This is a genomic window from Hyphomicrobiales bacterium (assembly GCA_016710435.1).
Classification (GTDB): domain Bacteria; phylum Pseudomonadota; class Alphaproteobacteria; order Rhizobiales; family Aestuariivirgaceae; genus Aestuariivirga.
On sequence record JADJVV010000001.1, the window covers coordinates 2553651 to 2579077 of the forward strand.

The following is a 25427-nucleotide window of genomic DNA, read 5'->3' on the forward strand; positions in this document are numbered from 1 at the left end:
CCAACCTTATAGGTTAGTGCGCAACCTGACGGCGAAATCGTTGAGGAGTAGTATCAACATGAAAAGCGTTCTGGGGCGCTTCTTCCGTGATCGGACCGGCAACACGGCCATCATGTTCTCGCTGGCAGCCGTGCCGCTGCTGCTGGGAGCAGGTGCCGCTGTTGACATGGTGCGCGTGAACCAGACGCGTACGGTGCTGCAAGCCGCCGCCGATGCTGCGGCAATCGCCGGTGCGTCTTCGAAAAAGACCAGTGATGCGGAGCTGAACACCCTGGTGCGCGATTTTCTCGACGCAAACGACGCGGAAAATGCGCTCTCATCGGTGAAGTCGATGAAACAGAAGCTGGACAAGTCCAAGCGCACCTTCACCGTGACCATCGACGGTAAATTGAAGACCAACTTCATGTTCCTTGCCGGCATCACGGAACTCGACATCAGCGCAACGGCCGAAGTGAAGACAGGCGGCAACGGCCTTGAGGTGGTGCTGGCCTTGGACAACACCGAGTCCATGAATTACCAGGGGCGTCTGCCGGCCCTCAAGACCGCTGCAAAATCCCTTGTCGATTCTGTTCTGGACGCAGGCTCGACCTCCGGAGCCTATGTGAAGATCGGCATTGTTCCGTTCTCCAACTACGTCAACGTCGGCCTCGCCAACCGCAGCAAGAGCTGGATCGACGTGCCCGCCGATACTTCGGCAACGGCACCCAATTGCAGCAGCAGCTATCCGGATGCCACCAAGACGAACTGCCACATGGAGACCTACACGGGTTACAACGATGGCGTTCCCAACACTTACACAACGGAGGTCTGTGACTGGAACTATGGAACTCCGGTCACGACTTGCAACGGTACCTACACGATCAACTACAACTGGAAAGGTTGCGTCGGGTCGCGCACAGCGCCGAACGACATCAAGATCAACGGCCTCGCCAACAAGTACACCGGAATCATCAAGGACTATTGGGGCTACAACGTATCCTGCGCCAGCGAACTGACGCCCCTTACCGACAACAAGACGGACCTCAACACCGCCATTGATGCAATGGTGGGCGTCGGCAACACCTATGTCGAGCCGGGAGTGCTGTGGGGATGGAATATGCTCGATTCATCGGAGCCCATCGTCGGCGCCAAGACCAAGTCCTGGATGAAGGACAACGGGGGTACGAAGGCGCTCGTCCTGATGACCGACGGTGCCAACACCCTGTCGCCGCTCAATGTCGACTATATCCGGCATGATGGCTCGGATGTCACCCTCGCCAACAAGAACACCGCCGACGTCTGCGAAAATGCGAAGAAGGACGGGATCACGGTCTATACCGTGTCCTTCATGGTGACGGACGCCAGCGCGAAAACACTTCTGGCGAATTGCGCGAGTGATCCCTCCAAGGCCTTCACCGCGAATGACGCGACCGCTCTCAACACGGCCTTCCGCGACATTGCCAATGCCCTCATGGCGACACGGCTGTCGAAGTGAGGCCGGGCTGAAGCTGCCGCAAGGCCTCGCCCGTGACCATGGCGCAGGCCAGCGCCACGTTGAGTGAGCGCAGGCCCGCCTTCATGGGGATTGTGATGCGCGCATCCGCCGCGGCGTGAACCTCGTCCGGAACGCCGGCGCTTTCCCGACCCAGCAGCAGCACGTCGCCTGCCGCAAAGCGGAAATCCAGGTAACCAAGGGATGAACGGGTGGTGAGCAGCACGAGGCGCTTGCCCGCCAGCCCCTCCCGGAAATCCTGCCAGGATGCCGCCCGGCGCAGGGCTACGGTGTCGAGATAGTCCATCCCCGCCCGCCGCAGGGCAGAATCGCTCCAGGCGAAGCCTGCAGGTTCAATGATGGTGACAGACAGCCCGAAGCATGCGGCCAACCGGGCGATGGTGCCCGCATTGCCGGCGATATCCGGCTGGAAAAGCGCGATTTCGATCATGTTCCACGAGCTTAGACCATTCCGGCAGAGCAGGGGAGCAGCCTGTTCACTGCGACAACCTTTGGCTGGACTTCCCGCATGACCAATGTCAAAACGCCCCCGATTTGAAACCGTTCGGGGGGCCTCCCGCGCGGCTTGTCTTGTAACACGAGGGAACAGGGACGTGGCCACAGCAGAACATGCGGACGTCACACGGCGTGACTTTCTTTATATTGCAACGGGCGCCCTGGGCGCAGTCGGCACGGCGCTGGTCGCCTGGCCCTTCATCCACCAGATGAACCCGGACGCTTCGGTGAAGGCCCTTGCCTCCATCGAGTTCGACCTGGCACCGCTGGCGGAAGGCCAGGAAGTGACCATCAAGTGGCGCGGCAACCCCGTCATCGTCCGCCACCGCGGCCCCAAGGAAATCGAAGCGGCCAAGGCCGTGAAGATGGAAGACCTGAAGGACCCGGTCGCCCGCAACGACAACGGCAAGGACGGCGATCCCGCCACCGACGAGAACCGTGTGCTCAAGGGCCACGAGCAGTTCCTCGTCATGATGGGCGTTTGCACCCACCTCGGCTGCGTGCCGCAGGGTGACAACCCCGCCAAGGAATTCGCCGTCGTCGAAGGTTCGCAGAAGCTGGGCGGCTGGTTCTGCCCCTGCCACGGCTCGCACTACGACACTGCCGGCCGCATCCGCAAAGGCCCCGCACCGGAGAACCTCCACGTGCCGGTCTATTCATACGTATCCGACACCAAGATCAAGATCGGCTGAGGAACCACAACAATGGCCGGACATTCAACCTATACCCCCACCACCGCTTTCGGAAAGTGGATGAACGATCGCTTGCCGATCTACGCGCTCGTGAAGGCCCAGGCACTGGACTTCCCGACGCCCAAGAACCTGAATTACTGGTGGACCTTCGGCGGCATCCTTGCCGTCATGCTGGTCGTGCAGATCATCAGCGGCATCGTGCTGGTGATGCACTACACGCCGCACACCTCCATGGCCTTCGACTCCGTCGAGCACATCATGCGCGACGTGAACTACGGCTGGCTCTTGCGCTACATGCACGCCAACGGCGCTTCCATGTTCTTCATTGCCGTCTACATCCACATGTTCCGCGGCATGTACTACGGCTCCTACAAGGCGCCGCGTGAAGTGCTCTGGATGATCGGCGTTGTCATCTACCTGATCATGATGGCAACAGCCTTCATGGGCTACGTGCTGCCCTGGGGCCAGATGAGCTTCTGGGGTGCCAAGGTCATCACCAACTTGTTCTCGGCCATTCCGCTGTTCGGCGACTCGATCACGACCTGGCTGTGGGGCGGATATTCAATTGATAACCCGACGCTGAACCGCTTCTTCTCACTGCACTACCTGCTGCCCTTCGTGCTCGCTGCCGTTGTCGGCCTGCATATCTGGGCGCTGCACGTGCCGGGCAATGCCAACCCCACCGGCGTTGAAGTGAAGAGCGGACAGGACACGCTGCCCTTCCATCCCTACTACACGATGAAGGATGCCTTCGCGATTGCCGTGTTCCTGATGTTCTTCGCGGCCTGGCTTTTCTACGGCCCGAACTACCTCGGCCACGCCATCAACTACGAGCCCGCCAATCCGCTGGTGACGCCCGCGCATATCGTGCCGGAATGGTATTACCTGCCGTTCTACGCGATCCTGCGCGCCATCCCGTCCAAACTTGGCGGTGTCATCGCCATGTTCGGCTCGATCCTGATCCTGTTCCTGCTGCCGTGGCTCGACACCTCGCGCGTGCGCTCGGGCTCGTACCGCCCGATCTTCAAGGGCTTCTTCTGGATCTTCGCCATCGTCTGCGTCGCGCTGGGTTATCTCGGCTCGAAGCCCGCCGACGGCATCTACGTGATGTGGGCCCGCATCCTGACGGCCTACTACTTCGCCCACTTCATCATCATCCTGCCGCTGCTCGGACTTCTTGAAAGCCCCAAGCCGCTGCCGGCTTCCATCTCCGATGATGTGCTGTCGAAGTCGAAGTCCAAGCTGGCGCCTGCTGAGTGATCCGGAGAAGAGACATGAAGAAACTTGCATCACTCGCCCTTGCCGGATTGCTGCTCGCCAGCGGCTCCGCCATCGCCGCTGAAGGCCAGAAGACGGCGAAGGGGATCAGCTTCTCCTTCGAAGGTCCCTTCGGCACCTTTGACCGCCAGCAGCTGCAGCGCGGCTACAAGGTCTACAAGGAAGTCTGCGCCAACTGCCATTCCGCGCGCTTCGTGAAGTTCCGCAATCTCTCTGAAGGCGGCATCTTCAACGAAGAGCAGGTGAAGGCGCTCGCGGCGACGTACACCGTGAAGGATGGCCCTGACGCCAGCGGCGAAATGTTCGACCGCCCCGGCCTGCCGTCCGATGCCTTCCCATCGCCGTTCCCCAATGCGGAAGCGGCGAAGTCGGCCAACGGTGGCGCGGCTCCGCCCGACCTGTCGCTCCTCACCAAGTCGCGTCCCGGCTGGTTTGGCACGTTCAACCAGCTGTGGAACGGCATCGGTGGTCCGCAGTATGTCTACTCCGTGCTCACGGGCTACGAGACACCGGAAGGTGAACTCGCCGCCGAGCAGCCGGAAGGCAAATACTACAACCCGTACTTCGGCGCGGGCCACTGGATCGGCATGCCGCCTCCGCTGGCAGACGGCCAGGTGACGTTCGATGACGGCGCCCCCAACACGGTCGACGCCATGGCCAGGGACGTCTCGGCGTTCTTGACGTGGACCGCCGAACCCAAGATGGAAGACCGCAAGCAAACCGGCTTCATGGTCCTCCTCTATCTCGCCGCCCTCACGGCCATGCTCTATCTGGTCAAGAAGAAGATCTGGGCCGACGCGCACTGAGCAGGGCGGGCAGCAAATCGCAAATAGAGAATAGGGGTTGCTTCGGCAGCCCCTTTTCATTTTCATCTAGCGTCCGCCACCCACAAACCCGGAGCCCCCCATGTCTCAATCCGTCCTCGGCATCATTGGTGGCTCTGGCGTCTATGACGTGCCCATGGACAATGCCCGCTGGGAGACGGTGACGAGCCCGTGGGGCGAACCGTCAGACCAATTGCGCTGCGGCGAAATCAGCGGCCTCCCGGTGGTTTTCCTGCCGCGTCACGGACGGGGCCATGTCTACTCCCCCTCCAGCATCAACTACCGCGCCAACATCGACGTGCTGAAGCGCGCCGGTGTGACGGATGTGATCTCGCTCTCCGCCGTGGGGTCACTGAAGGAAGAACTCACGCCCGGCACCTTTGTCGTCGTCGACCAGTTCATCGACCGCACCCATCTGCGCGCCAGTTCCTTCTTCGGAACGGGCTGTGTCGCGCATGTGCCCTTCGCCCATCCGGTTTCGCCCGGTTTGGCAGCATTGGCGATCAAGTCATTGAAATCAGAAAATATTCCACATGCCACCAACGGCACCTATGTGGTCATGGAAGGACCGCAGTTTTCCACGCTGGCGGAATCGAACCTGCACCGCGCCTGGGGTGCTTCCGTGATCGGCATGACCAACATGCCCGAAGCCAAGCTCGCCCGCGAAGCCGAGCTTTGCTACGCCACGATCGCCATGGTGACGGATTTCGATGCCTGGCACCCCACCCACGATGCCGTCGACGTGGCGCAGGTGGTGCAGACGATGAAGGGCAACAGCGCGCTGGCGAAGCGCTTCGTGTTGCGTCTTGCGGCGGACTTCCCGCGTGAACATCCGCCGTGCCCCCTCGGCTCCGACCGCGCCCTCGATTTCGCCATCATGACCGCGCCGGAAAAGCGCGATGCGAACCTCGTGAAGAAACTGGATGCCGTGGCGGGCCGTGTGCTGGGCGCGCGTGCCTAGTCCTTCCGCCCGTTGTCACCGCCAGGCTTCAGCGCCTCGCGCATGAAGGGGTGGTTCACCACGGCCTTGCGGAAGATGACGTCGTAATCTTCATCCTTCTGCACGCAGGCTTGCTTGATGCCGGTGAACAGGGCCTCGCGTTGCACGTCGAGGTCCTTGCAGTCGGACCCGGTGAGTTTCACGGCCTGGGCATCATACTGCTTGAAGCACGCCCGCCAGATGTCCCGGTGGCCTTCCTCGTGGGTTTGCAGATAGGCTGTGAAGTCGGTCCACTTCTTTGCCACGCCCGCCTTCAGAGTGCTGCCCCCGGCCAATTGCGGAATGAAGAAGTTGTAGATGACCGAGGTGGTGAAGCCCTTGTAGTGACAGCCCGCGCCATCCACCTTGTGGGCCTTCACAGTCTTGGTGGCCATGGCGGTGAAGGCAAAGGTGGCATTTGGGGCGATGCGCGGCGCATTGAGCTTGATGTCGTCATAGATTTCCCGCGCCGTGCGGCCCTTCACCGGATAGGGCACCACGGCGGAACTTTCGCCGGAAGCGCCAAGGGCGGGAGTGCCGAGCGCGATGAGGAGCAGGGCTGATACGAACGTTTTCATATCCTCCGATTGGCGGGCGAGAGCCCCGATTGTCAACCGCCTTGCACGGCAAAGCGCCTTTCCCCATAAGGGTTTGGGGAGCCGCTGCATGCGCCGCGCTGGCATTGTGAAATTCTTCAACCGGGAAAAGGGATTCGGCTTCATTTCGCCGGATGATGGCGGCCGTGACATTTTCGTCCATGTTTCCACCGTGCAGCGTGCCGGCGTACCCTGGCTGGAAGACGGCATGCGCCTCACCTTCATCACCCAGGACGATGCCAAGGGCCGTGGCCCCCAGGCCGTGAACCTGCAACTGGAATAGACATGCGTTTCTTCACCGCTCTCCTGATGCTCCTGATGTTCGCCTGTCCCGCCGGAGCGCGCGGGCCCCAGAGCGGCGTCTTTGATTATTTCGTGCTCTCGCTGTCGTGGTCGCCCACCTATTGCGCCAGCCCCGCCGGCGAGAACGACAACAGCCAGTGTGCGCCAGGCCGCCGCTTCGCCTTCGTGGTCCACGGCCTGTGGCCGCAATACACCAAGGGCTGGCCCGAAAACTGCGAGACTCGCGAAGGCTGGGTGGAGGAGGGCACCATCGACAGCATGATGAAGATCATGCCGTCGCGAAAGCTGATCATCCACGAATGGAAGAAGCACGGCACCTGTGCGGGTGTGAGCCAAGCGGATTACTTCCGCGCCGTGCGCCTGCTGTTCGAGAAGATCCGCATTCCGGCGCGCTATCTTTCACCCACCGCAGATGTGACCACCACGCCGGACCAACTCGTCACCGATTTCGTCAAGACCAACCGCGACCTGACGGCATCCATGCTGTCGGTGCAATGCGGCAACGCCCGTGACGAGGCGCGCCTGTCGGAACTTCGCGTGTGCCTGGACAGGCGTGGCAATTTTGCCGCCTGTGGCACCAACGAACAGCGCGCCTGCCGTGCCAGAACACTTGTCATGCCCCATGTCCGCTGAGAGACCATGAAAAAAGCCCTCATCCTGCAACACATGAATCACGACCACCCCGGCCGCTTCCTCGACTGGTTCGCCGAGGACGGCCTCGTACCCGTTCCTGTCCGCATGTTTGAAGGACAGGAGATCCCGCCGCTTGCCGGATTTGATTTCATGTTCGTGCTGGGGGGCGCGCAGGACACCTGGCAGGAGGAGGACTACCCCTACCTCAAGGCCGAGAAGGAAGCGATCCGCGAATGGGTGTGGGACCGCGCCAAGCCGTATTTCGGCGTATGCCTCGGCCACCAGTTGCTGGCCACCGGGTTGGGCGGCGAAGTGGCCCCGGCGGATGAAGGCGAAGTCGGCGTTTTCGACGTGGCGTTGACGGAGGACGGCAAGTCATCACCTCTCATGTCCGGCATGCCCGAGACCCAGAAGGTGATGCAGTGGCACCATGCCGAAGTGAAGCGTGTGCCCCAGAGCGGCCGCGTGCTGGCGCAATCCGCCCGCACCGGCGTGCAGGCGCTGGCCATCGGCGATCACGCCCTCTCCACCCAGTTCCATTGCGAGTTCAGCCCGCAGACCGTGGCGGGATGGTCATCGCTGCCCGGCTATATCGAAATGCTGGAGAAGCTCAACGGCCCCGGCGCCTATCAGCGCCTGCTGCACGAAAGTTATCCGCTGATGCCCGGCATGCAGAAGGCCACGCGGCGCATGTGGGACAATTTCAAGAGCGTTTCAGGCCTTGTGAAGTAGGTTCAGGCGAGGTCACGCGCCCGCAGCGCGAAGACTTCGCCCTCGCTCTCCTCGCTGTCTACCCAGATGAAGGGCAATTGCGGGAAGTCTGCTTCGAGAAGGTCGCGGCCCGTGCCGATCTCGCACACCAGCACACCATCTGCCGTGAGATGCTTCGGCGCATCGGCCAGAATGCGGCGCACAAGGTCGAAGCCGTCATCGCCGCCAAGATGGGCCATCACCGGCTCGTGCTTGTATTCCGCCGGAAAGGCCTTCACCTCGGCCCGCGCCACGTAGGGCGGGTTGGTGATGATGAGGTCATAGCGGCGGTCATTCAGCGGCGCGAACAGGTCGCCCCGGTGCAGGCTGATGCGGTCCACGAGATCGTGGTCCTTCACATTCACCTTGGCCACCGCCAGCGCATCCTTCGACAGGTCAACGGCATCGATGGTGGCATCCTCGAAGGTCATCGCCGCCAGTACCGCGAGGCAACCCGAACCCGTGCAGAGGTCGAGCACGCTGCCGATCGCTGCCGGCGTCTCGTAGAGGCCGATGCCGTCCGGCCCCAGCGTCCCGTTCATCAGCAGTTCGCCGATGTAGGAGCGCGGCACGATCACCCGCTCGTCCACGAAGAAGGGAACGCCGTGCATGTAGGTCTTCTTGAGCAGATAGGCGGCGGGCTTCCGCGTCTTCACGCGCGTGGCGATGATGCGGGCGAGGGCTGTGCGTTCCGCCTTGGTCAGACGCGCATCGAGCCAGGGATTGATGTTGTCCACCGGCAGGTGCAGCGTTTCCAGGATGATGAAAGCCGCTTCGTCGATGACGCTGCTGGTGCCGTGGCCATGCACCAGGCCGGCCGCCCGGAAACTGCTGACGGCATGGCGGAGAAAATCGCGGATGGTGACAAGTTCGGTGGCGCTCATGGGCCCACTTACGCGGCCTTGGGCGGGCTCCGCAAGTTCAGAAGCATGATGCAAAAGAACGCGGCCAGCACCAACGCGAGGCCATAGGGCATGCCGTCCGGCCCGAAGCGGTTGAACACCACACCCGTTCCGAGCGCCCCGAGAAGTGCTCCTACGCCCCACATGGTTGAGAAACAGGCGGTTCCGGTGGTGAGTTCGTGACCGGAGAACCGGTCTCCCAGTTCAGCGAGTGCCACCGTGTACATGCCGGCCGAAGCTGCGCCGCCCACCAGCAGCAAAATCCAGAATGGCACAGTGCCGAAGGTGGCAGGAAAGAGGGCGGTGCAAAGCGCCGTTACGGCGGCGCAGACGGCGATCACCACACGCTTGTTCATGTGGTCCGCAAGCCAGCCGATGGGGAACTGCAACACGGTATTGCCGAGGATGAAGAAGGTGAGTGCCAGCGCCGCGGTTTCCTGCGTCATGCCCTTCTTCACCCCGAACACGGGCAGGAAGCTGAGGAACGCCGCATCCGCCACCGCAAAGGCGCCGACGGCAAGAATAAGGATCGGTGCCTTGCGCACGAAGCCGATGACACTGAGCGCCCGCTCGTCCTCCTCGTCCACCTCTTCGTCCTTCACGAACAGGATGGGAATGGTGGCGGAAACCAGCACAAGGGCGCCGATGAGGAACGGCAGCGCCCCCTCGATGCCGGTGATGGAGATGAGCGACGGTCCGCCGCCGAAGCTGAGCGCCATGACGCTGGTGTAGAGCGCCACGATGCGCGACCGCCACGGCCCTTCCGCAAACTTCACGATCCACGCCTCGCTGATGGCGAACAATGTGGACACGAAGAATCCGTGCAGGATGCGCAGGCCGAACCAGGCCCAGAAGATCGGCGCGAAGGGATACATGCAGATCACGACGGCCGTCATGACCGCCGCGCCGATGACGGTACGTTTCGTTCCGAAGTAATGCACCGCCACCGGGATGAAGAACAGCGAAAGCGTAATACCGAGCGGCTGCATGGCGGCATTGTAGCCGATCACGTCCGGGCTGAGTCCGCGCGATTCCATGATGAGCGCCAGCAGCGGGAACATCAGCCCCAGCGTGAAGCCGAAGACCGTGACTGCCGAAATCGCGGCAATGAGATTGATGAGGCGCTGGCCGTTCATGGTGTCAGGCCGTTCTTGCCACGCGGCCGCCCTGCGCCAGAAGGCCCAGCAGCAGCAAGGCGTAGAATCCAGCGAGCACAAGCGGGAAGGCATTGATGCTGAAATTGTCGATCACGGTGCCAGCGATGGGAGGGCCGATGATGCCGCCCAGCCCCACATGGCCGCGACGGTGGCCGAGGCCGCCACCATGTCCTTGCCCTTGAACACATCGCCGATGATGGCGAGCGCCACGACATAGACACCGAAGGCTCCGTTGAAGATCACCACCACCAGCGGCCAGATGAACGGCGAGGTGATGGCGACGGGCAGCAGCAGGCAGGACAGCACGGTTGTCAGCGCGCAGAGCAGCACCACGCCGTTCTTGCTCCAGCGGTCGGCCCACATGCCGAGCGGGTAGAAGAACACCACGCCTGAAACAATGCCCGCCGCCAGCATGCTGCTGGCCGAGGCGAGGGGGATGCCGTTCCGTTGCGCAAAGATGGAGAAGAACGAGATGATGACGCTGTCGAAAATCGTGGCGGCGGCAATGCAGGCAAACAGCACGGGAGCGCGCCGCAGCACATTCATGATGCTGCCATGTTCACCCTCGCCACTCGCATCCTGAATCGAAACAAGCGCCAGCGGCACAAGCCCGGCCGCCACGAAGGTGATACAGATCAGCCACGGCAGCAGGCCTTCGATTCCGGTGAAGGGCAGGATCGTTGGACCTACCGCGAACGTGACCGAAAGCATGGAGGTATAAATGCCCATCAGCCGCCCCCGGTTGGCGTCGGTCGCCACTGTCAGCACCCAGGTCTCGCTCACGGTGAACAGCGACCCGATGGAGGCACCGAGGAAGAAGCGGAAGCCGAACCACCACCAGGGTGGCGGCAGCAGCGCCATGGCCGCGAGACACCCGACAATCACCAGGATGGAGATGAAGGCCACGCGCCGCGCCCCCCATGCCGCAATAAGGCGCGGAAGAACCGGGCCTGCCGTCAGCACGCCGATGGCGCCGGCCGCGGTGTTGACGCCGATCAGCCAGGCGGGAATGCCGCGCGCATCCATGATCAGCGGCTGCAATTGCAGTGTCAGGCCGAAGGCCACATCGCACACGCCCACCGTCGCAAGGGCGGCGACCAGTGTTCCTGTAACGATGCGCGTATCGGTGAAAATCATCCATGGGTGGTAGCTGTGGCCGTTGCGGGTGGCAAGGGCGACCGCTCCAGTTGCGCTTGCAGGGGAGGGCGGCTATGCGCCTTTGCCATGTCACAGCAGAACACACCAACACCCTTCCGCGTCGCCGTCGTGCCGGTCACGGGCTTCCAGCAGAACTGTTCCATCATCTATGACAACGATTCAAAGCGGGGCGCGGTCGTCGATCCCGGCGGCGATGTCGACATGATCATGGAGGCCATCGCCAAGATGGGCCTCACCATCGAGAAGATCCTGCTCACCCATGGCCACATCGATCACGCCGGTGGTGCGGCGGAATTGCGCGAGAAGCTCAAGGTCAGGATCGAAGGCCCCCATGAGGGCGACAAGTTCCTGCTCGACAATCTGCCCCAATCGGGCGCGCGCTATGGCATGGCGAACGCCCGCGAGGTGACGCCGGACCGCTGGCTGAAGGATGGCGACACGGTGGAAGCAGCGGGCTTCTCCTTCGCAATTGTGCATGCGCCGGGCCACTCGCCGGGGTCGGTGGTGTTCTTCAACGCCGCCAACCATTTCGCTCTCATGGGTGACGTGCTGTTCCAGGGCTCCATCGGCCGCACCGACCTGCCGGGCGGCAGCCACGAGACGCTGCTGTCGTCCATCCGCGAGAAGGTGCTGCCGCTGGGCGACGACGTGGTCTTCCTACCCGGTCACGGCCCCGCCAGCCGCATCGGCGACGAACGCACCAGCAACCCGTTCCTCACGGGACAGGCTTAGCGCTCACCCGACGACGCCCTTGCCGCGCAGTTCGGTGATGGCTGCGGCATCGAGGCCGAGCCGTTCGCGCAGCACCTTTTCCGTGCCGTCACCCAGCCGTGGCGGAGGTTTGTCGTAGGAGACGGGTGTTTCTGAAAATACGATGGGGTTGGCCACACCCGGCACCTGCACGCCGTCGTCGCGCGTGAGGCCCACTTGCAATCCGCGGGCGATCACCTGCGGATTGGCGAAGACCTGATCGATGCTGTTGATGGGGCCGCAGGGCACGGCGGCGGCTTCGAAGGCTTCCACCCATTCTCCCGTCGTGCGCGCCAGCATGAAGGGGCGAAGCAGGGGGATGAGCGCGGCGCGGTGTTCGACCCGGCCACGGTTGGTCTTGAAGCGCTCGTCCTCCGCGAGATGCGGCGCACCGATGATGGTGCAGTATTCCGCATACTGACGATCCGTGCCAACCGCCATGATGATGTAGCCGTTGGCCGTCTCGAAGGTCTGGTAGGGCACGATGTTGGGGTGGGCATTGCCCAGCCGCGTGGGGGCCTTGCCGCCCACCAGATAATTCAGAGCCTGGTTTGCCAGCACCGCCACCTGCGAGTCGAGCAGCGCAAGATCGAGATACTGCCCTTCGCCGCTGCGTTCGCGGTGGAACAGGGCGGCCTCGATACCGATGACGGCATGAAGGCCGGTGAAGATATCCGCGAAGGCCACGCCCACTTTCATGGGTTCGGCACCGGAGGCGCCATCCGGCTGGCCCGTCACCGACATGATGCCGCCGATGCCCTGGATCATGAAGTCATAGCCTGCACGCTGCGCATAGGGCCCGTTCTGGCCAAAACCCGTGATCGAACAATAGATGAGGCGCGGATTGACCGCCTTCAGGCTCTCGTAGTCGAGCCCGTATTTCTTGAGCCCGCCCACCTTGAAGTTTTCGATCACCACGTCCGCCTGCGCCGCCAGCGCGCGAATGAGCTTCTGGCCCTCGGCCTGTGCCATGTCGATGCAGACTGACCACTTGCCGCGGTTGGCGGACTGGAAATAGGCGGCATCCCCGCGAGATCCATCCGGATTGGTGAGAAAGGGCGGGCCCCAACCCCGCGTGTCATCGCCCTCGCCGGGCTTCTCGATCTTCACCACCTCGGCACCGAAATCGGCGAGCATCTGCGTGGCCCATGGCCCGGCCAGCACCCGGGTGAGGTCAAGAACGCGAATGCCGGAAAGGGGGCCTGCCATGATGTGTCCTGCGTATCGTCAAGCGAGGGATTGCCAGAGTGAATCATCCACCGCGACGCCGTTCTGCGCCGCGAGGCCGAGTTTCTCCGTGTACGGATTTTTCGTGCGCTCGCCTCCCAGCGCAAAGCCGGGATCAACCGGGCAGCCGATGGCATAATTGCCCTGCACGCTGCCGGGCAGAAGATAGAGCCCGTGGCGCACGTTGCGGAGGAACAGACGGCCATGTTCCCGCTGCAGACGTTCCACATCAGCGCCACTGAAGACGCAGGACACGGAATGCAGGTCGAGGCCCATCAGGTCCTTTTCCAGCGTGGCCGTTGTCACGCTGTCATTCAGCGCTTCAGCCAGCAGTTTCAGGCCGGCATAGCCAACGCCTTCCAGAAAGGCGCAGGCGGGGCCTGCGAAGTCTGCAACGTCGCCATGGCCGTGGCGCGCAAGGGCGGCGCGGGCATGGGCTTCGATCTCACTGAGGCTGCGGTTCATGGGCGGGGTCAAGCGTCCTGCGGCGTGAATTCCTGCACGTCGAGGTCCTTCAGTACGGCTTCCACGGCGCCGGCAAATCCCTTGATGACCTTGTGGTCCACCTGTCCCATGCCGCCCACGCGGAAACTGGCGCGCTTGCCGAGCTGTCCCGGCGCGATCAGGTAGCCGCGTTGGCGCAGGCCCTCCTGGAACAGCGCGAAGTCGAATTTCTTGTCGCGGGGTGCGAGGAAGCATTGCACCAGCGGACCTGCATCGCCTTCCGCCAGGAGCGGGGTGAAACCCATGGCCCGCATGCGCGTGATCAGTTCCTGGGCATTGCGCTGGTAACGCGCGCGCCGCATGCCGATGCCGCCCTCCGTTTCCAATTCCCGCAAGGCCTGCCGGAATGCGGCGAAGGCCTGTGTCGGGGGCGTCATGCGGAAATGCCCTGCACCTTCCTGCGTCTCCCACAGCGCGTGCAGGTCCATCGCCTGCGAGGGACACTTGCCGGCGGCGGAGAGGAGCAGATCGCGCCGCACCGCGACAATGGCGAACCCCGGCACGCTTTCGAGACACGTTTCGGGAACGGCCACCATCACGTCCAGCTGGTCGCCGATCACATCGAGCGGCATGGCGCCGAAGCTCAGCGATGCATCCACCATGAAGGTCTTGTTGCGCTCCTTCACGAGCTTGCCGATATCACCCACCGGATTGACCAGTCCCGACGTGCTGTCGCAATGGCTCATCCAGACATGGCTGATGTCGTGATCCGCATCGAGAAGTGCCGCAACCTCCGCAACCGTTGGCGTGGCATTTTCAGCCTTGTCCAGCTTCACCACCGGCCGATCCATCTTGACCAGAATGGCGGTCGCCGCATCCGCATCGCGGCCATTGGAGATGACGAGGGTCTTTTTGCGCTTGGCCGGTGCAAGGGAGGTGAGCGCCGCCTCCACCGCGAGGAGGCCGGGGCCAGGCACGAGCAGGACTTCATGCGAAGAACCTGCGCCCGAGAGCCGCTTCAGGTCGCGCCGGATGTCAGAGATGAGGCCGCGGAATTCGCCGTCGTCCGGGCCATGGTCTGCGAGCATCGCGATCTTGGCCGCGCGCGAAGTCGTGACCGGACCTGCGGTGAGCAGGTACGGCATGTCTTCCTGCCCCGGCGGCCCCTTGAAACGGGGCGGCACAAAATAGACGTGGTTCATGAATCACTCCCGCTTCCGGCTGTGCCGGAAGACCTCCCTTTTGCTCAAGTCAAGCGGCAAATGAAAGCCTCAAATGCGCCTCTTGCCTGCAAGCTGGACAAGCCCATAATACCACCTGCTTTGCGGGAGGCTCTTTCATGACGTTTGGTTACATTGTTCTGGCGCTGCTTGTGGTTGCCGCCGGTTATCTTGTCTACGGATACAACGCGCTCGTCTCGAACAAGAACCTCGTAGCCGAAGGCTGGAGCGGCATCGATGTGCAGTTGAAGCGCCGCGCCGATCTCATCCCCAACCTCGTGGAAACGGTGAAAGGTTACGCCAGCCATGAGGACAAGATCTTCCGCGATCTCGCCGAACTGCGCGCCAAGTCGATCGCAGGCGGCAGCGTGGCCGACCAGTCGGCGGTGGGGCAGGCCATGTCGGCCGCCCTGGGCCGCCTCTTCGCCATTGCCGAGGCCTATCCGGAACTGAAAGCGGACGCGAATTTCCGCGACTTGCAGGACAAGCTGTCGGGCGTCGAGGATGAAATTCAGATGTCGCGCCGCTACTACAATGGCGCGGTGCGGAACCTCAACACCATGATCGAGTCATTCCCGTCCAACATCATTGCCAACGTCTTCCACTTCGCCAAGGCGGAGTTCTTCGAGATCGGCGATCCGGCCCAGCGCGAGACGCCGAAGGTCGATTTCAAGACGCGCTGACCGCCATGCTGAGGTGGCTCGGAGCGCTGCTGATTGCCGTCCTCGGCCTGGCGTCTTCCGCCACGGCCGAGGAAGCGATCCGGAATTTCGTCTCCGATGTGACGGTGAATGCCGACGGCTCTCTCGATGTGCGGGAAACAATTGCCGTGCAGGTGGAAGGCAACCAGATCCGCCACGGCATCATCCGCGATTTCCCCACGACCTACACCGACCGCTACGGACAGCGCGTCGAAGTGGGCTTCTCTGTTACCGGCATCTCCCGCGATGGCAATGGCGAGACGTGGAGCACGAGTTATGTCTCGAACGGGGTTTCCATCAAGATCGGCAACAAGGACGTCTTCCTCGACGACGGCCAGCACACCTACAAGATCACCTATCACACCACGCGGCAGATCGGTTTCTTCGACAAGTTTGACGAACTTTACTGGAACGTCACCGGCAACGGCTGGACGTTTCCCATCGAACACGCGCAGGTCCTGATCCGCCTTCCCGCGGGCGCGCAAACGGGGCAGTATGCGCTCTATACCGGCGGCTATGGCGACAACGGCAAGGATGCGCGCGTCACCAATTCCGGCGGCAATGTCTTCGTGGCGGAAACCACCCGGCGTCTTGAGCCGAAGGAAGGCTTCACCGCCGCTGTGTCCTGGCAGAAAGGCATCGTTGCCCCCCCCACCGCGTCGCAGAAGCGCTGGTGGTGGATCATGGACAATCTCGGCTACTTCCTGCTGGGTCTGACCGTCCTCGGCGTCGGTGCCTATTACTTCTATGCCTGGAACAAGGTCGGGCGCGATCCGCCGGGTGGAACCATCGTTCCGCTCTTCTTTCCTCCGCAAGGCCTCGGACCCGCCGGCACCCGCTACATCTGGAAACAGCGCTTCGACAACGAGGGCTTTGCGTCGGCACTCGTCGGCCTGGCCGTGAAGAAGCGCCTCGTCATCACCGACGACGACGGCGACTACAGCATCACCCGCGGCGGTGGTGGCAATGAGCCCTTGACCGTGACGGAGAAGCACCTGTTGCAGGCGCTGCCTTCGGGCACGCTCAACCTCAAGCGCGGCAATCACATCGCCGTCAATACCGCCCGCAGCGCCATCCAGGGTGCCCTCAACGACGAGTATGACGGCACCATGTTCCTCCGGAATTTCCGCTGGTTCATGATCGGCGCTGTGCTTTCTGGCGTCGGCTTGATGATTTCCGGTTTCATGATGCCGTCCGGCGAAGGCGCTGTTGTGGCCTTTGCGGCCATCTTCTCAGCGATCTGGTGGGGTGTGGTGATCACTGTGGGGTGGTCCATGCTGTCCGGGTTCGGCGGCAAGGGATTCTTCTCCAAGCTGAAGGCCGTGATGGGCGCAATCTTCCTGCTGCCCTTCGTGGTGGGCGGCGTGGCCGTGCCGACGGCCGCCTTCGCAGGCATGGGCACGTCCTGGCCCGTAATCTTCTTCATCATCGGCGCGGTCTGCCTCGCGCTGTTCAACCTGATTTTCTACTGGCTGCTGAAAGCCCCCACGCCCAGGGGCCGCGCCGTGCTCGATCAGATCGAAGGCTTCCGCATGTACATGACGACAGCGGAGGAGGAACGCCTGAAGATTCTCAACCCGCCCGAAAAGACGCCGGAATTGTTCGAGCGCTACTTGCCCTACGCCATGGCACTGGATTGCGAGAACGAATGGAACGCCAAGTTCGCGGCGGTTCTGGCGGCGGCCGCGGCGGCAGGCGCTGCGGTGGGCGCCAGCCCCTCCTGGTATCACGGCAGCAACTGGAGCAGCGGCGGCTTCAGCCGTGATTTGAGTTCCGGCCTGGCCTCTTCGATCTCGTCGGCGTCCGTGGCGCCGGGGTCCTCTTCGGGATCAAGCGGCGGAGGATTCTCCGGTGGTGGCGGCGGCGGTGGCGGCGGCTCAGGCTGGTAACGTCACGTCCACGCACCGAGATAGGTTTTCACCTGAGCATCGTGCGAGGCAAAGAATTTCGCCGTGTCGACCGGCGCACGGGCCACGCCCGCATCCACGAAGACGACGCTGTCCGCCATGTGCCGCGCGTCTTCAGGCTGATGCGTCACCATGAGCGTGGTCAGCCCCTCGCTCCGGTGCAGGGCCTTCACAAGCCGCAGCATTTCGCGGCGAAGGCCGGGGCCAAGCGCCGCAAACGCCTCGTCCAGCAGCAGGATCGGGCGCTTGCGCACCAGCACGCGGGCAATGGCGATGCGCTGGCGTTCACCTCCCGACATGTCGCCCGGCAGGCGCTTCGCCATGCTGGCAAGGCCAACGAGATCAAGCGCCCGGTCCACGGCGGCGCGCTGCCCGCTGTCCAGCGACAGCACGGGCGAGAGTCCAAGCGCCACGTTCTGCCACGCGTCCAGATGCGCGAAGGTGTTGTGATCCTGGAACACGGCGGTGACAGGCCGCTCCGCCGGAGGGGAGAGCGTCATGTCCCTGCCGTCAAGGAACACGCTGCCCGTGGCCAACGGCTCGAATCCTGCGATCACATTCAGCAGCGTGGACTTGCCCGACCCGCTCGGCCCCAGGACCGCCGCGAGAGCACCGCGCGGGATGCGCAGGTCGATCGCCAGCGCAAAGCTGCCGTGGCGGTAGAGGCTCTTGTCGATGCGGATCATCATGTCCTTCGTCCCAACCGGTTGGCAACCAGGGCGCCCGCCATGCAGAGTGCCGCCAGCAGCAAAGCCGTGCCTTGTGCCGACGCGGCCCGATACTGCCCCATCTCGGAGGCAATGAGCGAGGGCAGCGTGATCACGCCCTGCGATCCCAGAAGCAGAATGGCCGTGAGGTCGCCGAAGGACAGCACGAAGGCCATGAGGAAGGCCTGTGCCAGGGGCCGCATCAGGTCTGGCCCGTCAATCAGGCGGAAGCGTTGCCAGCCGGAGAGGCCGACCTGCGCGCAAAGCCGGTCCAATGGCAACATCTGCGCGGAGATGGCGCCTGTCAGCAGCGTCACACAAAAAGGTAATGCCATCAAGGCGTTGAGGCACGATATCAAGATGATGCTTGAAGCAGGACCAGTGATGAGTCCGCGCAGCAGCAGGAACCATCCCGTCGCCAGCACCGCAGGCGGCAGGATAAGGCCGATCAGGCTCACGGCACTGAGGAACCCGCGCCACGCGGCCCGGCGCACCTGCAACAAGGCAATCGCCCACGCCAGTGCGAGACTGAGCGCAGCACTGAGCGTGGCCACCAGAACACTGGTGCCAAAGGCCTGCACCAGCGTGGCCCGCAGGTGGAAGGCGGTGATGCCCGACTCCGTCAGTGCGGCGAGCGGCGGCAGCACCAGCAGCACGGCCAGCACGACGCTCGCCATGCCCACCACACCCATGCGCGCGCGCGGCGGCGCAACGGTGCGCAGCCGCGCCTCGGCGGGAACAGGTGACGCAAGTTGCCCTGCCAGCAGCACAAGCACCAGGCAGAGCACGACTTGCACGAGCGCAAGCGTCACGGCCCGTGACACATCGAAATCCATGCGCAGCGATTGGTAGATGGCGACTTCCAGGGTTGTGGCCGCCGGACCGCCGAAGGTCAGCACCACGACGAAGCTCGCCGCGCAGAGCAGAAAGATCAGCGCCGCGAGGCGGGGCAACAGGGGCCGCAGCGCCGGCCACTCCACATGACGCCAGCGCGCGGCTGAGGTGAATCCCAACTGGTCCGCCAGCCGCAGGTTCTCCGGCGTCACGCCCTCCAGCGCCTCAAGGCAGAAGCGCAGGGCCAGCGGCAGGTTGAAGAACACATGCGCCAGCAGAATGCCGCCGAGTCCATAGAGGTTGAACCAGCCGCCCAGCCGGCCGGAGGTGCCGTAGAGTTCCACCAGCGCCAGCACCACGACGATCGACGGCAGTGCCTGCGGCACGGCAAGGAGTGCGAGGATCAGGATACGCCCCGGAAAATTCCGGAAAGCCAGCGCGCGCGCCGCCGGCAGCGCCAACAACAGCGAGAGCAGCGTTGACAGACCCGCCTGCAGCAAGGTGAATCCGAGAATGCGCCAGACATAGGCGTCGAGCGCGAACTGCCCGCCCTGCATCAGCGCGAATGAAAGCAGCGGCACAAAACCCGCCGCTGCCGCGGCGATCACCACGGCAGGAGCGAACCATGCAAGGCGGGGCGATGGCGTCATGCTATCCGCTGATCGCGTTCAGCCACTCGTCGATCCACGTGCGGCGGTTGGCGTTCACCTCGGCGGGTGTGAATTGCAGCGTCTTCTCCGGCGCGATGATCTTGCCGAAGGCCGCAGGGAGCGGCTTGTCGGTAGTGCCTGCGGGCAGCATCCAGTTGGTGGCGGGAATTTCGTTCTGGAAGGCAGGCGTCAGCATGAAGGCGAGGAACCTCCGCGCCAGCGGCAGTTCCGGCGAGGATGCAATGGCCCCCGCCACCTCCACCTGCAGGTAGTGGCCCTCCTTGAAGGCCGCCGCCTTGTAGCGTTCCGTCTTTTCAACTTCGATATGATAGGCAGGCGACGTCACGTAGGAGAACACCATCGGCGCCTCGCCCTTGGTGAAAAGCCCGTAAGCCTCCGACCAGCCGGGCGTGGTGGTGAGGATACGGGGCTTCAGCTTCTTCCAAGCCTCCGCCGCCTTGTCGCCGTAGACCGACTTCATCCACAACAGAAAGCCGAGGCCGGGCGTGGACGACCGCGGGTCTTCCAGCACGATCTTCTGCGCCGGATCGCCGTTGACGAGTTCGTCAAGCGAGGTGGGCGGCAATTTCATCTTTTCGCTGTCGTAGACGATGGCGAAGTGCCCGTAGTCGAACGGCAGAAAATCTGCATCCGTCCAGCCGCCCGGAACATTGGTCTGCACATTGGCAACGCCATGGGGAGCGAACAGCCCCAGGCCCCGCGCCTCGTCGGTGAGGTTTGTATCGAGGCCCAGCACCACATCGGCCCTGGTGTCCTTGCCCTCCAGCTTCAGGCGGTTGAGCATGGCCACGCCATCGGCCAGCGCTACCCATTCCACCGAGCAGTCGCAGGTCTTTTCGAAGTTGGCCTTGATGGCCGTGCCCGGTCCCCATTCGGAGACGAAGCTCTCGTAGGTGTAGATGGTGAGCGTGTCCTTTGCCCATGCAGGTGCTGCAAGGAGAAGCGACGCGGCGAGTGAAAGGATGATCTTCTTCATGTGTCCTCCATTCGCCAGAGATCGAGACTTGGAGGAGGGGGCATGATGCCAACCCGCTCGCAATCCCTACGCTGGCATGATCCAGATCAGGTTCAGCGGGTTGGCGGCGGGCCGCCTCTCAGCCTGGCCTTGCGGACCAAGCACCCCGTTGAGAGCGGGACGAGGTTTAGGGCACAGCCCTCGCGCTGGCAAGCCGGACCTGATAGAGGCACGCCTGCAAGGAACGCATGAAGACATGAGCAAGTTTACAATTCTCCTGGGCGGCGATGTGACGCCGACCGACCGCCTGCGCAAGCAGGTGGCGGGCAGTCGCGTGATTGCCGCCGACAGCGGCATCGCCCACGCCCCGGCACTTGGCCTTTCGCCGGAACTGTGGGTCGGTGATTTCGACTCCGCCGGCAGCGATCTCGAACGCATGTTCGCCCATGTGCCGCGCCACGTCTTCCCCGCCGCCAAGGATTCAACCGACGGTGAAATCGCCATCAGCGAGGCGTTGAAGCAGGGAGCAACCGACCTCGTTCTCGTGGGCGGATTTGGCGGCCAGTTCGATCACGTTCTCGCTCATGCCATGTTGCTGATGGCGTTGGCCAGGCGCGGCATCCAGGCCGTGCTGACCAGCGGCAACGAAGAGGCACACGCGCTTCTGCAACTGCTGCTCTTTGTCGATCTCGCGGCAGGCACGCGCCTGTCGGTGATTCCCCTCACCGAGATCAAGGGCCTCACCATGACCGGCGTGCGCTGGCCGCTGAAGGAGCGCGCCGTGCCGCGCGGTTCCACCCTCACCCTCTCCAACGAATGCCTTGGCGGGCGGGCCGCAATCGGCCTCGCCGAAGGCGAGGCGCTGGTGGTGTTGTATCCGTCATGACGCAGCATGTGGTGAGCCGTCTCGGCCAGCGTGGCGACGGCATTGTGGAAACGGCCGATGGCGTGCGCCACGTGCCGAAAGTGCTGGCGGGCGAAACGGTTGACCTGGCGGGCTCACGTCTTCTGCGCGTGATCACCCCGTCACCAGACCGCGTCGAACCGTTCTGCCCGCACTACGCAACCTGCGGCGGCTGCAAGTTCCAGCACTGGCAGGAGGATGCCTACCGCGCCTGGAAGCTGGAAATGGTGCGCCAGCAATTCGCAAGCCAGAACCTCGCGGTGGATCTGCCACCTCTGCTCGATGCCCATGGCCAAGGCCGTCGCCGCATCAGCCTGCACGTGCGCGAAATCGATGGCGTGTGGTGCGCGGGTTTCATGGAGCAGAAGTCCCACGACCTCGCGCCCCTGAACCAATGCCCGGTGCTGGTGCCGGCATTGCGCGACAGTCCCGCCCTCGCGGCGGAATTCGGCAAGCTGCTGGGCCCTTGCGATGTGGCGCTGACCGCCGCCGCCAACGGCATCGACGTGGCCGTGAAGGCCGAGCGCAAGGCCACCGACAAACGCAGTGCCGCACTCTCCGCGCTGTTCAATGCGCGCAACCTTTTGCGTCTCTCGGTCAATGGCGAGGTCTTTGCCATGGCCGCACCACCCGTGGTCGCCGTCGGCAATGCCATGGTGCCGCTGCCTGTGCAGCCCTTCCTGCAGGCGACGGAGAAGGGCGAGGCGGAACTGGCGCGGCTTGTCCTGGACTCGCGGCCCAAGCGGGCGCGGAACGTGGTCGATCTTTTCGCCGGCATGGGCACATTCGCATTGCGCCTTGCCGAGTCCATGCCCGTGGCCGCCTTCGACTCCGACCGTGCCGCCATCGATGCACTGGTGAAGGCCACACGCATGACGAAGGGACTGAAGCCAGTCACCGCCGGCACGCGCAATCTCTTCAACGCGCCGCTCACCACTGTGGAATTGCGCGAGTACCCCTGGGCTGTGCTCGACCCGCCGCGGGCAGGCGCAGAAGCCCAGTGCCGCACCCTCGCGGCGTCGTCCGTCGGCCACGTCACCTATGTCTCGTGCGATGCCCAGACCTTTGCGCGTGACGCCAAAACATTAACGCAGGGAGGTTTCTCCCTGCGTTCCGTGACGGCTGTCGATCAGTTCAAATGGACGGCCCACGTCGAACTGGTGGGCGTCTTCAGCAGGAAGTGACCTGCCTCAGTCCTTGGCGCGTTCCACGTATGAGCCGTCCGACGTATCCACGACGATGCGCGTGCCCGACGTGATGTGCGGCGGCACCATGGTGCGCACGCCATTGGAGAGAACGGCCGGCTTGAACGACGAGGAGGCCGTCTGGTTCTTGATTGCCGGTTCCGTGTCGGTGATCTCCAGCGTCACGCGCTGCTGGATTTCGATGGAGATGGGCGCATCGTTGAACAGCGCCACCTGGCATTCCATGCCTTCCTGCAGGAAGGGCGCGGAGTCGCCCAGCATGTCCGCCGGCACGTTGATCTGCTCATAGTTGGACGGGTTCATGAACACGTAGTTGTCGCCATCCTGGTAGAGATAGGTGTGGGTGATGGTTTCGACGAAGGCGCGTTCCAGCGGGTCCGTGGTCTTGTAGCGCACCACGGTCTTCACGCCGTCCGAGATGCGGCGCATGTCGATGGTGGTGGTGGGCGTGCCCTTGCCCGGGTGCATGCTTTCGGCCTTGAGAACGACATAGAGCTTGCCGTCCTCGTGCTCGATCACGTTACCTTTGCGCACGCCGCTGGCGATGACTTTGACCACGGTTATTCTCTCTTGATTTGCGATTGTGTATGAAAGTTGGGCGGCTCTTAGCAGGGGGCATGCTGAAAGCCAACCCCCGGGCCTCAGGACAAGGATATTACCATTTTGCCACAGGATCAGCCCGCAGCATCGCCCTGGTTCACGCCGGACCGCCATCAGGACCGGCGGCCCTTCCTGCTGGCGCGGAACCGCATCCTCGCCGCCACCCGGACCTGGTTCGCCCGCCGCCGATTCCTTGAGGTGGATGTGCCCGCGCTGGCTGTGTCCCCCGGCAATGAGGCCCACCTCCATGCCTTCGCCACAGACCTGATCGCCAACGATGGCAGCCACCACCGCCGTTATCTCCACACCTCGCCGGAATTTGCCTGCAAGAAGCTGCTGGCGGCTGGCGAGACGCGCATCTTTTCGATGGGCCATGTCTATCGCAACCGTGAGCGCACCGCCACCCATGCGCCTGAATTCACCATGCTGGAATGGTATCGCGCCAACGCCGAGTATCGCGCCGTCATCGGCGACACGCTGGCGCTGCTGCGCCTTGCCGCGGAAACCTCAGGCCACAGCCTCTGGCACTGGCGGGACCGGGCATGTGAAGTCCACACGGAAGCAGAATGGCTGACGGTGAACGACGCCTTCCTGCACCATGCCGGCGTGGATCTGCTGGCGACCCTTGATGCCGATGGCAGACCGGACAGGGATGCGCTGGCGCGTGTCTCACCCGTGGCCTTCGCCGAGGGAGAGAGCTGGTCCGACATTTTCAGCCGCATCCTGGTGGAGAAGGTGGAGCCGCACCTCGGCAACCATCATGTGACCGTGCTCTACGAATATCCCGCTTGCGAGGCCGCACTGGCCCGCACCTGCGGCCATGATGCGCGGGTGGCGGAACGATTTGAAATCTATGCCTGCGGCGTTGAACTGGCGAACGGCTTCGGCGAACTCACCGACCCCGTGGAACAGCGCCGCCGCTTCGTGGAAGAGATGGACATCAAGGAGCGCATCTATGGCGAGCGCTATCCGATTGATGAGGAGTTGCTGGCGGCACTCGCACTGATGCCGCCTGCCGCAGGTGTGGCCCTGGGGATGGACCGCGTGATCATGCTGGCAGCGGGTGCCACAAGGATTGACCAGGTGCAGTGGGCACCCGTCCCCTGAACTACATCTTTGAGGTGAGCTTCTTCATGCGCCGTTCGTGATAGGCGGCGATCAGCTTCTCGAACTTCGCCGTCGTCACGTCGCCGCCGATGCCAGGATAACTGGCCTCGATCTTCTTGATCGCCGCTTCCTCGCGATCCTTGGAGAGGGGATGACTGCCATAGATCATGTTGGCCAGCCGCGAACCCTGCGGCGCGTACTGCCGGAAGATGCGTTGCACGGCCACCATTTCCTGCGGATCATATCCGGCAGCGACAAGGATATCGATGGCGATGCTGTCGGCCTCGCGTTCCTGCGCGCGGATGGCGGCATTCACGGTGGCGCCGCCGCTGATGCGCAGCAGGTTGCCGAGGCTTTGTTCCATGGACTCGGGCGTGATTGCCTTGGTGAGGCTGCGGCCTGCCTTGCGGACAATGCCAATCTGCCGCTGGCGGATCGGATGGTGGCGCAACACATGGGCGATTTCATGGGCCAGGACCGCTGCGGTCTGCGCTTCCGTATCGCAATACATGAGCAGGCCTTCCTGCACCACGATGATGCCGCCGCCCGGCGTGAAGGCGTTGATCTGCTGGTCCTTCACCAGTACTACCTTGTAGTCCGTGCCTTGGGTGTTGAGCGGTGCCACCAGACGGTCCACGACCCCTTGAAGGTGCTTCTGCATGGCCGTATCGCTGGAGCGGCCCAGCTTCTTCACCCACATGTTTGTCAGTTCTTCGGCGTGGCGCCGTTCTGCATCCGGCGTGGTGTCGAAGGCGCGCTGCATTTCCTGCGGCGAGGCCCCGATCTGCTTGGCCATGGAATTGCGGAAGTGCGCCTTCTCCTGTTGCAGAAGGTAGCTGACCGAGTTACCGGAGGTGCAGCCGCTCAGCCCCACGGCCACGAGTGCCATGGTGAGAGAAACTACGGGTCCTGAAATCAAGCGCCATCGCCTCTGCA

At 63.3% G+C, this 25427-nt stretch carries 27 protein-coding genes and 1 riboswitch; of the genes, 14 read left to right on the forward strand and 13 right to left on the reverse strand.

Features of this window, described 5'->3' with window-relative positions:
- Positions 1–58: 58 nt before the first annotated feature.
- Complete coding sequence (locus tag IPM06_12400) at positions 59–1474, forward strand: TadE/TadG family protein (GenBank protein MBK8771221.1); 1416 nt, start codon at positions 59–61, stop codon at positions 1472–1474.
- Here IPM06_12400 and IPM06_12405 read toward each other — a convergent pair.
- Positions 1449–1922 (reverse strand): tRNA (cytidine(34)-2'-O)-methyltransferase, encoded by a 474-nt coding sequence (locus tag IPM06_12405; GenBank protein MBK8771222.1) that lies wholly within the window; start codon positions 1920–1922, stop codon positions 1449–1451. The genes IPM06_12400 and IPM06_12405 overlap by 26 nt on opposite strands.
- Before the next feature lie 85 nt (positions 1923–2007).
- On the opposite strand from IPM06_12405, the gene petA reads away from it, so the two are divergent.
- The 4 genes from petA to IPM06_12425 all read left to right on the forward strand — a co-directional run bounded on the left by petA (position 2008) and on the right by IPM06_12425 (position 5742).
- On the forward strand, positions 2008–2679 hold the full coding sequence (gene petA / locus IPM06_12410) for a ubiquinol-cytochrome c reductase iron-sulfur subunit (protein MBK8771223.1): 672 nt from the start codon (positions 2008–2010) through the stop codon (positions 2677–2679).
- A 12-nt stretch (positions 2680–2691) separates the two neighbouring features.
- Positions 2692–3939 carry a cytochrome b/b6 gene (locus tag IPM06_12415; GenBank protein MBK8771224.1) on the forward strand — a complete coding sequence of 416 codons (1248 nt, stop codon included), beginning with the start codon at positions 2692–2694 and terminating at the stop codon, positions 3937–3939.
- A 14-nt stretch (positions 3940–3953) separates the two neighbouring features.
- On the forward strand, positions 3954–4763 hold the full coding sequence (locus IPM06_12420) for a cytochrome c1 (protein ID MBK8771225.1): 810 nt from the start codon (positions 3954–3956) through the stop codon (positions 4761–4763).
- 100 nt (positions 4764–4863) lie between these two features.
- Positions 4864–5742 (forward strand): S-methyl-5'-thioadenosine phosphorylase, encoded by an 879-nt coding sequence (locus IPM06_12425; GenBank protein MBK8771226.1) that lies wholly within the window; start codon positions 4864–4866, stop codon positions 5740–5742.
- Here the strand turns inward: IPM06_12425 and IPM06_12430 are convergent.
- The gene (locus IPM06_12430; protein ID MBK8771227.1) at positions 5739–6338 is read right to left on the reverse strand and encodes a DUF922 domain-containing protein; all 600 of its coding nucleotides are present in this window, start codon (positions 6336–6338) and stop codon (positions 5739–5741) included. The two genes, IPM06_12425 and IPM06_12430, sit on opposite strands and share 4 nt — an antisense overlap.
- Positions 6339–6426: 88 nt before the next feature.
- Here IPM06_12430 and IPM06_12435 point away from each other — a divergent pair, with 88 nt between their 5' ends.
- Genes IPM06_12435 through IPM06_12445 form a run of 3 tightly spaced genes read left to right on the forward strand, consistent with a single transcriptional unit; the run spans position 6427 to position 8024 of the window.
- A complete protein-coding gene (locus IPM06_12435; protein MBK8771228.1) occupies positions 6427–6639 on the forward strand; it encodes a cold-shock protein in 213 nt (70 codons plus the stop codon).
- 2 nt (positions 6640–6641) lie between these two features.
- Positions 6642–7292, forward strand: a complete 651-nt coding sequence (locus IPM06_12440; protein ID MBK8771229.1) for a ribonuclease T2 — start codon at positions 6642–6644, stop codon at positions 7290–7292.
- 6 nt (positions 7293–7298) lie between these two features.
- On the forward strand, positions 7299–8024 hold the full coding sequence (locus tag IPM06_12445) for a type 1 glutamine amidotransferase (GenBank protein ID MBK8771230.1): 726 nt from the start codon (positions 7299–7301) through the stop codon (positions 8022–8024).
- Between the two features lie 2 nt (positions 8025–8026).
- Here the strand turns inward: IPM06_12445 and prmB are convergent, their stop codons facing one another.
- The 3 genes from prmB to IPM06_12460 all read right to left on the reverse strand — a co-directional run bounded on the left by prmB (position 8027) and on the right by IPM06_12460 (position 11238).
- Positions 8027–8926, reverse strand: a complete 900-nt coding sequence (gene prmB / locus IPM06_12450; GenBank protein ID MBK8771231.1) for a 50S ribosomal protein L3 N(5)-glutamine methyltransferase — start codon at positions 8924–8926, stop codon at positions 8027–8029.
- Positions 8927–8934: 8 nt separating this feature from the next.
- A complete protein-coding gene (locus tag IPM06_12455; protein ID MBK8771232.1) occupies positions 8935–10080 on the reverse strand; it encodes an MFS transporter in 1146 nt (381 codons plus the stop codon).
- Between the two features lie 111 nt (positions 10081–10191).
- Positions 10192–11238: an MFS transporter gene (locus tag IPM06_12460; GenBank protein ID MBK8771233.1), complete on the reverse strand. Its 1047-nt coding sequence runs from the start codon at positions 11236–11238 to the stop codon at positions 10192–10194.
- A gap of 87 nt (positions 11239–11325) precedes the next feature.
- Between IPM06_12460 and IPM06_12465 the strand changes: the two genes are divergently transcribed.
- Positions 11326–11991: an MBL fold metallo-hydrolase gene (locus IPM06_12465; protein MBK8771234.1), complete on the forward strand. Its 666-nt coding sequence runs from the start codon at positions 11326–11328 to the stop codon at positions 11989–11991.
- 3 nt (positions 11992–11994) lie between these two features.
- Here the strand turns inward: IPM06_12465 and IPM06_12470 are convergent, their stop codons facing one another.
- From IPM06_12470 to IPM06_12480, 3 genes are read right to left on the reverse strand one after another with little or no spacing between them, the layout of a single operon-like run.
- Positions 11995–13218 (reverse strand): CoA transferase, encoded by a 1224-nt coding sequence (locus tag IPM06_12470; GenBank protein MBK8771235.1) that lies wholly within the window; start codon positions 13216–13218, stop codon positions 11995–11997.
- A gap of 18 nt (positions 13219–13236) precedes the next feature.
- Positions 13237–13701: a hypothetical protein gene (locus IPM06_12475; protein ID MBK8771236.1), complete on the reverse strand. Its 465-nt coding sequence runs from the start codon at positions 13699–13701 to the stop codon at positions 13237–13239.
- An 8-nt stretch (positions 13702–13709) separates the two neighbouring features.
- Positions 13710–14882 carry a 2-aminoethylphosphonate--pyruvate transaminase gene (locus IPM06_12480; protein MBK8771237.1) on the reverse strand — a complete coding sequence of 391 codons (1173 nt, stop codon included), beginning with the start codon at positions 14880–14882 and terminating at the stop codon, positions 13710–13712.
- Between the two features lie 137 nt (positions 14883–15019).
- On the opposite strand from IPM06_12480, the gene IPM06_12485 reads away from it, so the two are divergent.
- Positions 15020–15583 (forward strand): LemA family protein, encoded by a 564-nt coding sequence (locus IPM06_12485; GenBank protein ID MBK8771238.1) that lies wholly within the window; start codon positions 15020–15022, stop codon positions 15581–15583.
- A 5-nt stretch (positions 15584–15588) separates the two neighbouring features.
- The gene (locus IPM06_12490) at positions 15589–17490 is read left to right on the forward strand and encodes a DUF2207 domain-containing protein (GenBank protein MBK8771239.1); all 1902 of its coding nucleotides are present in this window, start codon (positions 15589–15591) and stop codon (positions 17488–17490) included.
- 2 nt (positions 17491–17492) lie between these two features.
- On the opposite strand, the gene IPM06_12495 is transcribed toward IPM06_12490, so the two are convergent.
- The 3 genes from IPM06_12495 to IPM06_12505 are packed head-to-tail and all read right to left on the reverse strand — an operon-like array spanning position 17493 to position 20696.
- On the reverse strand, positions 17493–18197 hold the full coding sequence (locus IPM06_12495; protein ID MBK8771240.1) for an ATP-binding cassette domain-containing protein: 705 nt from the start codon (positions 18195–18197) through the stop codon (positions 17493–17495).
- Entirely contained in the window at positions 18194–19699 is a 1506-nt protein-coding gene (locus IPM06_12500) for an ABC transporter permease subunit (protein ID MBK8771241.1), read from the reverse strand. The genes IPM06_12495 and IPM06_12500 overlap by 4 nt, the downstream gene beginning before the upstream one ends.
- Before the next feature lies 1 nt (position 19700).
- On the reverse strand, positions 19701–20696 hold the full coding sequence (locus IPM06_12505) for a thiamine ABC transporter substrate binding subunit (GenBank protein ID MBK8771242.1): 996 nt from the start codon (positions 20694–20696) through the stop codon (positions 19701–19703).
- A 46-nt stretch (positions 20697–20742) separates the two neighbouring features.
- A riboswitch (TPP riboswitch) is annotated at positions 20743–20854 on the reverse strand.
- Between the two features lie 77 nt (positions 20855–20931).
- On the opposite strand from IPM06_12505, the gene IPM06_12510 reads away from it, so the two are divergent.
- Together IPM06_12510 and IPM06_12515 are read left to right on the forward strand one after the other, a co-directional pair.
- Positions 20932–21561 (forward strand): thiamine diphosphokinase, encoded by a 630-nt coding sequence (locus IPM06_12510; GenBank protein MBK8771243.1) that lies wholly within the window; start codon positions 20932–20934, stop codon positions 21559–21561.
- Positions 21558–22763: a class I SAM-dependent RNA methyltransferase gene (locus tag IPM06_12515; GenBank protein ID MBK8771244.1), complete on the forward strand. Its 1206-nt coding sequence runs from the start codon at positions 21558–21560 to the stop codon at positions 22761–22763. The genes IPM06_12510 and IPM06_12515 overlap by 4 nt, the downstream gene beginning before the upstream one ends.
- Positions 22764–22769: 6 nt before the next feature.
- Here the strand turns inward: IPM06_12515 and efp are convergent, their stop codons facing one another.
- Positions 22770–23498 (reverse strand): elongation factor P, encoded by a 729-nt coding sequence (gene efp, locus IPM06_12520; protein ID MBK8771245.1) that lies wholly within the window; start codon positions 23496–23498, stop codon positions 22770–22772.
- On the opposite strand from efp, the gene genX reads away from it, so the two are divergent.
- Positions 23439–24491 (forward strand): EF-P lysine aminoacylase GenX, encoded by a 1053-nt coding sequence (gene genX, locus IPM06_12525; protein MBK8771246.1) that lies wholly within the window; start codon positions 23439–23441, stop codon positions 24489–24491. The two genes, efp and genX, sit on opposite strands and share 60 nt — an antisense overlap.
- A 1-nt stretch (position 24492) precedes the next feature.
- Here the strand turns inward: genX and IPM06_12530 are convergent, their stop codons facing one another.
- On the reverse strand, positions 24493–25410 hold the full coding sequence (locus tag IPM06_12530) for a M48 family metallopeptidase (GenBank protein ID MBK8771247.1): 918 nt from the start codon (positions 25408–25410) through the stop codon (positions 24493–24495).
- Positions 25411–25427: the final 17 nt, after the last annotated feature.

Excerpts from the sequence above, each read along its gene's own strand:
- IPM06_12400 (MBK8771221.1), top strand. The coding sequence starts at position 59 with ATGAAAAGCGTTCTGGGGCGCTTCTTCCGTGATCGGACCGGCAACACG.
- IPM06_12405 (MBK8771222.1), bottom strand. The coding sequence starts at position 1,922 with ATGATCGAAATCGCGCTTTTCCAGCCGGATATCGCCGGCAATGCGGGC.
- petA (MBK8771223.1), top strand. The coding sequence starts at position 2,008 with ATGTCAAAACGCCCCCGATTTGAAACCGTTCGGGGGGCCTCCCGCGCG.
- IPM06_12415 (MBK8771224.1), top strand. The coding sequence starts at position 2,692 with ATGGCCGGACATTCAACCTATACCCCCACCACCGCTTTCGGAAAGTGG.
- IPM06_12420 (MBK8771225.1), top strand. The coding sequence starts at position 3,954 with ATGAAGAAACTTGCATCACTCGCCCTTGCCGGATTGCTGCTCGCCAGC.
- IPM06_12425 (MBK8771226.1), top strand. The coding sequence starts at position 4,864 with ATGTCTCAATCCGTCCTCGGCATCATTGGTGGCTCTGGCGTCTATGAC.
- IPM06_12430 (MBK8771227.1), bottom strand. The coding sequence starts at position 6,338 with ATGAAAACGTTCGTATCAGCCCTGCTCCTCATCGCGCTCGGCACTCCC.
- IPM06_12435 (MBK8771228.1), top strand. The coding sequence starts at position 6,427 with ATGCGCCGCGCTGGCATTGTGAAATTCTTCAACCGGGAAAAGGGATTC.
- IPM06_12440 (MBK8771229.1), top strand. The coding sequence starts at position 6,642 with ATGCGTTTCTTCACCGCTCTCCTGATGCTCCTGATGTTCGCCTGTCCC.
- IPM06_12445 (MBK8771230.1), top strand. The coding sequence starts at position 7,299 with ATGAAAAAAGCCCTCATCCTGCAACACATGAATCACGACCACCCCGGC.
- prmB (MBK8771231.1), bottom strand. The coding sequence starts at position 8,926 with ATGAGCGCCACCGAACTTGTCACCATCCGCGATTTTCTCCGCCATGCC.
- IPM06_12455 (MBK8771232.1), bottom strand. The coding sequence starts at position 10,080 with ATGAACGGCCAGCGCCTCATCAATCTCATTGCCGCGATTTCGGCAGTC.
- IPM06_12460 (MBK8771233.1), bottom strand. The coding sequence starts at position 11,238 with ATGATTTTCACCGATACGCGCATCGTTACAGGAACACTGGTCGCCGCC.
- IPM06_12465 (MBK8771234.1), top strand. The coding sequence starts at position 11,326 with ATGTCACAGCAGAACACACCAACACCCTTCCGCGTCGCCGTCGTGCCG.
- IPM06_12470 (MBK8771235.1), bottom strand. The coding sequence starts at position 13,218 with ATGGCAGGCCCCCTTTCCGGCATTCGCGTTCTTGACCTCACCCGGGTG.
- IPM06_12475 (MBK8771236.1), bottom strand. The coding sequence starts at position 13,701 with ATGAACCGCAGCCTCAGTGAGATCGAAGCCCATGCCCGCGCCGCCCTT.
- IPM06_12480 (MBK8771237.1), bottom strand. The coding sequence starts at position 14,882 with ATGAACCACGTCTATTTTGTGCCGCCCCGTTTCAAGGGGCCGCCGGGG.
- IPM06_12485 (MBK8771238.1), top strand. The coding sequence starts at position 15,020 with ATGACGTTTGGTTACATTGTTCTGGCGCTGCTTGTGGTTGCCGCCGGT.
- IPM06_12490 (MBK8771239.1), top strand. The coding sequence starts at position 15,589 with ATGCTGAGGTGGCTCGGAGCGCTGCTGATTGCCGTCCTCGGCCTGGCG.
- IPM06_12495 (MBK8771240.1), bottom strand. The coding sequence starts at position 18,197 with ATGATGATCCGCATCGACAAGAGCCTCTACCGCCACGGCAGCTTTGCG.
- IPM06_12500 (MBK8771241.1), bottom strand. The coding sequence starts at position 19,699 with ATGACGCCATCGCCCCGCCTTGCATGGTTCGCTCCTGCCGTGGTGATC.
- IPM06_12505 (MBK8771242.1), bottom strand. The coding sequence starts at position 20,696 with ATGAAGAAGATCATCCTTTCACTCGCCGCGTCGCTTCTCCTTGCAGCA.
- IPM06_12510 (MBK8771243.1), top strand. The coding sequence starts at position 20,932 with ATGAGCAAGTTTACAATTCTCCTGGGCGGCGATGTGACGCCGACCGAC.
- IPM06_12515 (MBK8771244.1), top strand. The coding sequence starts at position 21,558 with ATGACGCAGCATGTGGTGAGCCGTCTCGGCCAGCGTGGCGACGGCATT.
- efp (MBK8771245.1), bottom strand. The coding sequence starts at position 23,498 with ATGGCGGTCCGGCGTGAACCAGGGCGATGCTGCGGGCTGATCCTGTGG.